Origin of the sequence: Pseudomonas lactucae, from assembly GCF_016937615.1 — a bacterium.
GTDB classification, from domain to species: Bacteria; Pseudomonadota; Gammaproteobacteria; order Pseudomonadales; family Pseudomonadaceae; genus Aquipseudomonas; species Aquipseudomonas lactucae.
Genome location: NZ_JAFHKI010000096.1, coordinates 57,593 through 63,893, shown reverse-complemented (window position 1 = coordinate 63,893; position 6,301 = coordinate 57,593). Strand labels below are relative to the sequence as shown.

Annotated in this window: 4 protein-coding genes and 1 pseudogene; 4 read left to right on the top strand and 1 reads right to left on the bottom strand. The window is 61.3% G+C overall.

Translation table 11 applies throughout. The features are described from left to right. Positions 1-82 precede the first annotated feature (82 nt). A pseudogene (locus JWR98_RS18100) lies at positions 83-2,181 on the bottom strand (mechanosensitive ion channel family protein). A gap of 148 nt (positions 2,182-2,329) precedes the next feature. Here JWR98_RS18100 and JWR98_RS18095 point away from each other — a divergent pair. From JWR98_RS18095 to JWR98_RS18080, 4 genes are read left to right on the top strand one after another with little or no spacing between them, the layout of a single operon-like run. Further along, the gene (locus JWR98_RS18095; RefSeq protein ID WP_078734863.1) at positions 2,330-3,256 is read left to right on the top strand and encodes a DUF72 domain-containing protein; all 927 of its coding nucleotides are present in this window, start codon (positions 2,330-2,332) and stop codon (positions 3,254-3,256) included. Beyond that, positions 3,253-4,029 carry an endonuclease/exonuclease/phosphatase family protein gene (locus JWR98_RS18090; RefSeq protein WP_078734864.1) on the top strand — a complete coding sequence of 259 codons (777 nt, stop codon included), beginning with the start codon at positions 3,253-3,255 and terminating at the stop codon, positions 4,027-4,029. The genes JWR98_RS18095 and JWR98_RS18090 overlap by 4 nt, the downstream gene beginning before the upstream one ends. Next, on the top strand, positions 4,026-5,288 hold the full coding sequence (gene clsB, locus JWR98_RS18085; protein ID WP_078734865.1) for a cardiolipin synthase ClsB: 1,263 nt from the start codon (positions 4,026-4,028) through the stop codon (positions 5,286-5,288). The genes JWR98_RS18090 and clsB overlap by 4 nt, the downstream gene beginning before the upstream one ends. Beyond that, positions 5,278-6,234, top strand: coding sequence for a lysylphosphatidylglycerol synthase domain-containing protein (locus JWR98_RS18080; protein WP_078734866.1), 957 nt, complete (start codon positions 5,278-5,280; stop codon positions 6,232-6,234). The genes clsB and JWR98_RS18080 overlap by 11 nt, the downstream gene beginning before the upstream one ends. The last annotated feature ends 67 nt before the right edge of the window (positions 6,235-6,301 follow it).

Sequence of the window (6,301 nt, the reverse complement as noted above, 5' to 3'; positions counted from 1 at the left end):
ACCGCCCCTCCCACACTTGAAAGTGTTCGCAAATCAAAATGTGGGAGGGGGCTTGCCCCCGATGAGGCCAGAACAGCCAACCTCATTCTTGAAGCCTGGGCTGCTCGGTCAGCGCCACCGAGGCGGGCATCTGCTCATCCACCTGCGCCATCCGCCTGGGCAACACCACCTGCTGTGGATAAGTTTGCGCGAAATGCACCTCATCGCAGTTATCCACAAGCTTCTTCAGCCGCTGGTTAAACGCCCGACTTACGGCATATTGCCCACCCGACACGGTGCGGAACTGCGCCGTGAGCACCACGCCGTTGAGGTCCATCTTGTCGACGCCAAACACCTCCAGCGGCCCTTGCAGGTTGTACTTGAGGAACACATCGTCGCGAATCGCCTGCCCAGCCTCGCGGATCAGCTCCACGGCTTTGTCCACGTCGGTGTCGTAGGTGAACTGCACCGAGAAGAACGCATAGGCAAACTGGCGCGACTGGTTGGTAACGGCCTTGATCTGCCCGAACGGCACCGAGTGCACAAAACCCTTGCCATCGCGCAGGCGCAGGGTACGAATGGTCAGGCCCTCGACGGTGCCGGCGTGGCCGGAGTCGAGCACCACCCAGTCGCCGATCGACAGGGTATCTTCGATGATAATGAACAACCCGGTGATCACATCCTGCACCAGTTGCTGGGAGCCAAAACCAATGGCCAGCCCGACCACCCCGGCACCTGCCAGCAGGGGCGCAACGTTGATGCCCAGATTGGCCATGGTGGTGATCGCGCAGATCACCACCAGGATGATCTTCACCGCGTTGCGCAGCAGCGGCAGGATGGTTTTGACCCGCGTGCTCGGCTGGCGGCTGGAGCGTTTATTCACCGGCGGTTTCAGCGCTTCCTGGATCGCCGTGTCGAGCACCACCCAGAACAGCCAGGTCATCAGCAGGATCAGGCCGATACTGCTCAGGGAGTTGCTGATGGCGCGGCCTATGGCGTTGCGTTCAGCAAACTCAAACAACGACACGCCCCAGATACGCCCAAGGATTTCGATAAAGGCGACGGCCATGACGATGCGCAATACCGCGTGCAGCAGGCTCAGAAAGCGCTCCTTGTAGGCGCTGCTGCGCTGGATGGCCACCTGGCTGCGAGACTTGAACAGGTGTTGCAGCACCGTGCTGAGAAACACCGTGCCGATCAGCAAAATCGTGGTGAACAGCGCACAGCGCAAGGCCTTCTGATTATCGTCGCCGGCGCCGATCAGGTTGATCGCCGAGACCAGCACCATCAACAGGATCGGCCAGTACCAGAGCCCGGAGAAGATCCGCAGCGATTGCTGCAACGCCGGATGTTTGAGGCGTTGGGCCAATGGCCGGTTGCGGATCAAATGCGCCACAGGTCGACGCAGGCGCACCACGAGCACGCCGAAAATCACCGTTGCGAACAACGCGGTAAACACCGCAATGCTGCTGGTGATATTGCCGCCCAACTGACGGGCGATCTGCGGGCTGGTCAGCGCATCACTGAGGGCGGCGAGAAAGCCGATGAGGAACAGCGGCTTGGGGCAGTAGTCGCGAATACTCCGCACCGCCGTGCGCTTGTGACCGACGTTGAACATGACAATCACGCACAACAGCATGGAGGTGGAGAAAATACCGCTGCTGGTGGCGTAGGCAAAACACAGCGCCAGCGCACGGCCAATGGAGGTGTCCAGAAAATGGCTGACGTAGAGGGTCAGCGGCAGGCAGATCACGGCCGGGATCGTATAGGGCAAGCCATAGCCCAGCACCGCCAGCAGGCGCTCGCGCCGCTCGAAAAAGCTGCGTTGGCCCAGCCGATGCACGATAAATCGCCCCAGCAGTGTCAACAGCGTGAAGGCGCCGACCCACACCCCGGACAGCAACAGGAAGTCGCCGGCCACGCTCCACGGTGAGCGCGCAGCGGTCTGGTCCACCAGGCGTCCGACTTCATTCGCGGCCCGGTCGGCGCGCAGACGCCATTCATCGATGACGTTCTGGTTCAGATCCAGCTTCTGCTGCACGTCGTCGATGCTGGAGCTGATGGCCCCGAGCAAGCCGCCCTCCACCAACAATTCCGGCTTGGCCGCGCTTCGGGCTCAGGCGCGGTTGCCGCGGCCTGCAATGCGCCGCTGCCGCAGGACAACAGCGCGCCAAGCAGTAATGCAGTCTTGAGATTCAACAAAACACCGAGCTCCTGCAGAAGGGTCTGTAAGGAACTGACGGGTTTGCGCCACGATCGTTCCCGAGAATATGCCGCCTGTAGGAACAGCGAAACTTTCACACAAATCTCGCAGTCATCCCACAACGACCCTCTTCCCACGGGAGCAACCATGGCGGCGATTCACATCGGCATTTCCGGCTGGCGCTACACGCCCTGGCGCGGGGACTTTTACCCCGAAGGGCTGACCCAGAAACGCGAGTTGCAGTTTGCGTCACGGGCCGTCAACAGCATCGAAATCAATGGCTCGTTCTATGCGCTGCAAACGCCCAAGCGCTACGCCGAGTGGTATGCCGACACGCCTGAAGGGTTCATGTTCAGCGTCAAGGCGCCGCGCTACATCACGCATATCCTGCGGCTGAACGACGTGCATGCGCCGTTGGCGAATTTCTTCGCCTCAGGCGTATTGGAGTTGAAAGACAAGCTCGGGCCGATCCTCTGGCAGTTCCCGCCCAGCTTCAAGTTCGACCCGCCGTTGTTCGAGGCTTTCCTCAAGCAACTGCCCACCGACACGCAACAGGCCGCCGCCCTCGCCCGCCAGCACGAGCCGCGCCTGAACGGCAAGGCAAGCCTGCAGGCCCACGGCAAGCGCGCGTTGCGCCACGCGGTGGAGATCCGCCACACGAGTTTTGCCGTAGCGGAATTTGTGCAGTTACTCGACAAGTATGGCGTCGCCCTGGTGGTCGCGGACACCGCCGGCAAGTGGCCCTATCTCGAAGATGTCACCGCCGACTTTGTCTACCTGCGCCTGCACGGTGACAAACAGTTGTACGCCAGCGGCTACACTGACGCAGCACTCCAGCGCTGGGGAGATCGCATCGACTGCTGGCGCCACGGCAAACAGCCCGCGGACGCCCACCTGGCCGACCCGCAGCGCAAGCCCCGAGCACGCAAGCAGCGTGATGTGTTCTGCTTTTTCGACAACGACATCAAGGTGCGGGCGCCCTTCGATGCTCGCCACTTGCTACAGCGTTTCGAGCTGGATAAACACCTCGCCACGGCGCCAGGAAAATTGCCTGAGCCGGGAGTATTGCCATGACGCAGCCGGAACTGATCCCCGTCGCACCGACCGCCGCCATCACGCGCTTCACGGTATTGACGGTGAATATCCACAAGGGCTTCACCGCCCTCAATCGACGCTTCATCCTGCCCGAACTGCGTGAAGCAGTGCGCAGCGTGGGCGCCGATATCGTGTTCCTGCAGGAAATTCACGGCACCCACGAACGCCATCCGCAACGCTACAGCGATTGGCCGAACATGCCGCAGTACGAATTCCTCGCCGACAGCATCTGGCCGCAGTTTGCGTACGGGCGCAATGCGGTCTATCCCCATGGCGACCATGGCAATGCGCTGTTGTCGAAATTCCAGATCGTGAGCTACGACAACCTCGACATCTCCCAGAGCGGCCACGAGAACCGTGGCCTGTTGCACTGCGTGTTGCGCCTGCCGGGCACCGGGCAGGAGGTGCATGCCATCTGTATGCACCTGGGCCTGCGCGAGGTGCACCGCCAGCAGCAATTGCGCCTGCTGGAGCAGCGCATCAGTGAGATCCCCGCCGACGCCCCGCTGGTGGTGGCCGGCGATTTCAATGACTGGCGCCAGCGCGCCGACCTGAGCCAGAGCGGCCTGACGGAAGTGTTCGTGCACGCCCATGGCAAACTCGCGCGCACCTTCCCGGCCCGCCTGCCGTTACTGGCGCTGGACCGTATTTATGTGCGCAACCTGAAGGTGCATCACCCACGGGTGCTGAATACACGCCCGTGGTCACACCTGTCTGACCATGTGCCGCTGTCGGTGGAGGTTGAACTATGAATGTCGCCGTCGAGCACATTTCCACCGACCAGCCGCCGGATGACAGCAAGGCCCGCGATCTTGACTATGGTTGGCAAACCGGCAACCAAGTCGAGTTGCTGGAGAATGGCGAGGCGTATTTCCCTCGGGTGTTCGATGCCATGCGTAAGGCCCAGCGCGAGATCCTGCTGGAGACCTTTATTCTTTTCGAAGACAAGGTGGGCCATGAACTGCAAGGCATTCTGATCGAGGCCGCGCAGCGTGGCGTCAAGGTGGTGGCGAGCCTTGACGGTTTTGGCTGCGGCGAACTGAGTGCGCCATTTTTAAAGGCGTTGGCCGATGCCGGCGTGATGGTGCAACTGTTCGACCCTGCCACCAAGACCCTGGGCATTCGCACCAACTGGTTTCGCCGCCTGCACCGCAAGATCGTGGTGGTGGATGGCACGGTGGGGTTTATCGGCGGGATCAATTTTTCGGCCGATCACCTGGGAGATTTCGGCCCCGAAGCCAAACAGGATTACGCCGTGCAGGTGACCGGCCCGGCAGTGGCCGACCTGCATCATTTTGCCCTCGCCCAAAGCGGTCGCCAGGTGCGTGCGCGACGCGGCTGGCGGCGACGTCAGCAACGACCTTCGCCATGGCCGACCGACAAGGGCGACGGCCTGGTACGCCTGATTTACCGCGACAACCTGCAACACCGCAACGACATCGAAGAGGCCTATATCCATGCGTTGAGCAACGCGCAAAACCGCGCGGTAATCGCCAACGCCTACTTCTTCCCCGGTTACCGCCTGCTGCGCGAGATTCGCAATGCGGCGCGGCGCGGCGTGAACGTGCAGTTGATCATGCAAGGCCAACCCGACGTGCTGCTGGCCAAGCTCGCGGCGCGCATGCTCTACGACTATTTGCTCAAGGATGGCGTGGTGATCCACGAATATTGCCAGCGCCCGCTGCACGGCAAAGTGGCGTTGGTGGATGACGACTGGGCCACCGTGGGTTCGAGCAACCTGGACCCGTTGAGCCTGGCGCTGAACCTGGAAGCCAATGTGCTGATCCGCGACCGTGATTTCAATCAGTGCCTGTACGAGCGGTTGCAAGCCCTCGCCAAAAATCACTGCCAGACCATGCCGGAAAACCGCAAGCCGCGCCTGTGGTTGTGGCGGCTGACCGTGGGTTTCCTGGTCTTTCATGTGATGCGCCACTTCCCGGCGCTGACCAGCAGGCTGCCGGCGCACAAACCGCGATTGAAACCTTTTGAGAGCCATGCCCATGACGTCTGAAACCGGTGGTTCGCGTTTCAAGCGCTGGAAGAAACCGTTGACCCTCGCCTTCTTCCTGTTGCTGATCGTGCTGTTCACAATGCTTGCACGCCGTATCGACTGGAGCGAGGTGTTCCAGACCCTGGGCGACTTCAAGCTGCGCACGCTGCTGATCGCCAGCGCGTTGACCCTGTGCAGCTTCATCGTTTACGCCTGCTTCGATCTGATCGGCCGCACCTACATCCGCCAGGACCTGCGCTGGAAGCAGATCCTGCCGGTGGGGATTATCAGCTACGCGTTCAACCTCAACCTCAGTGCCTGGGTGGGCGGGATTGCCATGCGCTACCGGCTGTATTCACGACTGGGGGTGAGCACGAGCAATATCGCGAAAATCCTCGGCCTGAGCCTGGCCACCAACTGGTTCGGCTACATGGCGTTGGCCGGCGCGGTGTTCAGCAGCGGGTTGGTGAGCATGCCGCCGGGCTGGAAACTCAGCAGCGGCGCGCTGCAAGGCGTCGGCGTGTTGTTGGTACTGGTGAGCCTGGGTTACCTGGCGGCGTGCCGGTTTTCGAAGAAACGTGCCTGGTCGATTCGGGGCATTGAGATCAACCTGCCGTCGTTGCGCATGGCGTGCTTGCAGTTGGCCCTGGGCGCGTTGAACTGGTCGCTGATGGCGGCGGTGATTTTTACCTTGCTGCCGGCCAAGCTGGATTATCCGCTGGTGCTGGGCGTATTGCTGATCAGCGCTATCGCCGGCGTGGTGACGCATATTCCGGCCGGGCTGGGGGTGCTGGAAGCAGTGTTTATCGGGCTGTTACAACACGAGGCGTCGCGCGGCAGTTTGCTGGCGGGGTTGATCGCGTATCGGGCGATTTACTTTATTTGTCCGCTGCTGATTACGTTGGTGATGTATCTGGGCGTGGAGGCCAAGGCCAAGGCGTTGCGGGTTAAGAAAACAGCAGGATAGGACTGTTGTGACTGATTCATCGCCATCGGGGGCAAGCCCCCTCCCACACTTTGAAATGCGTTCCCCC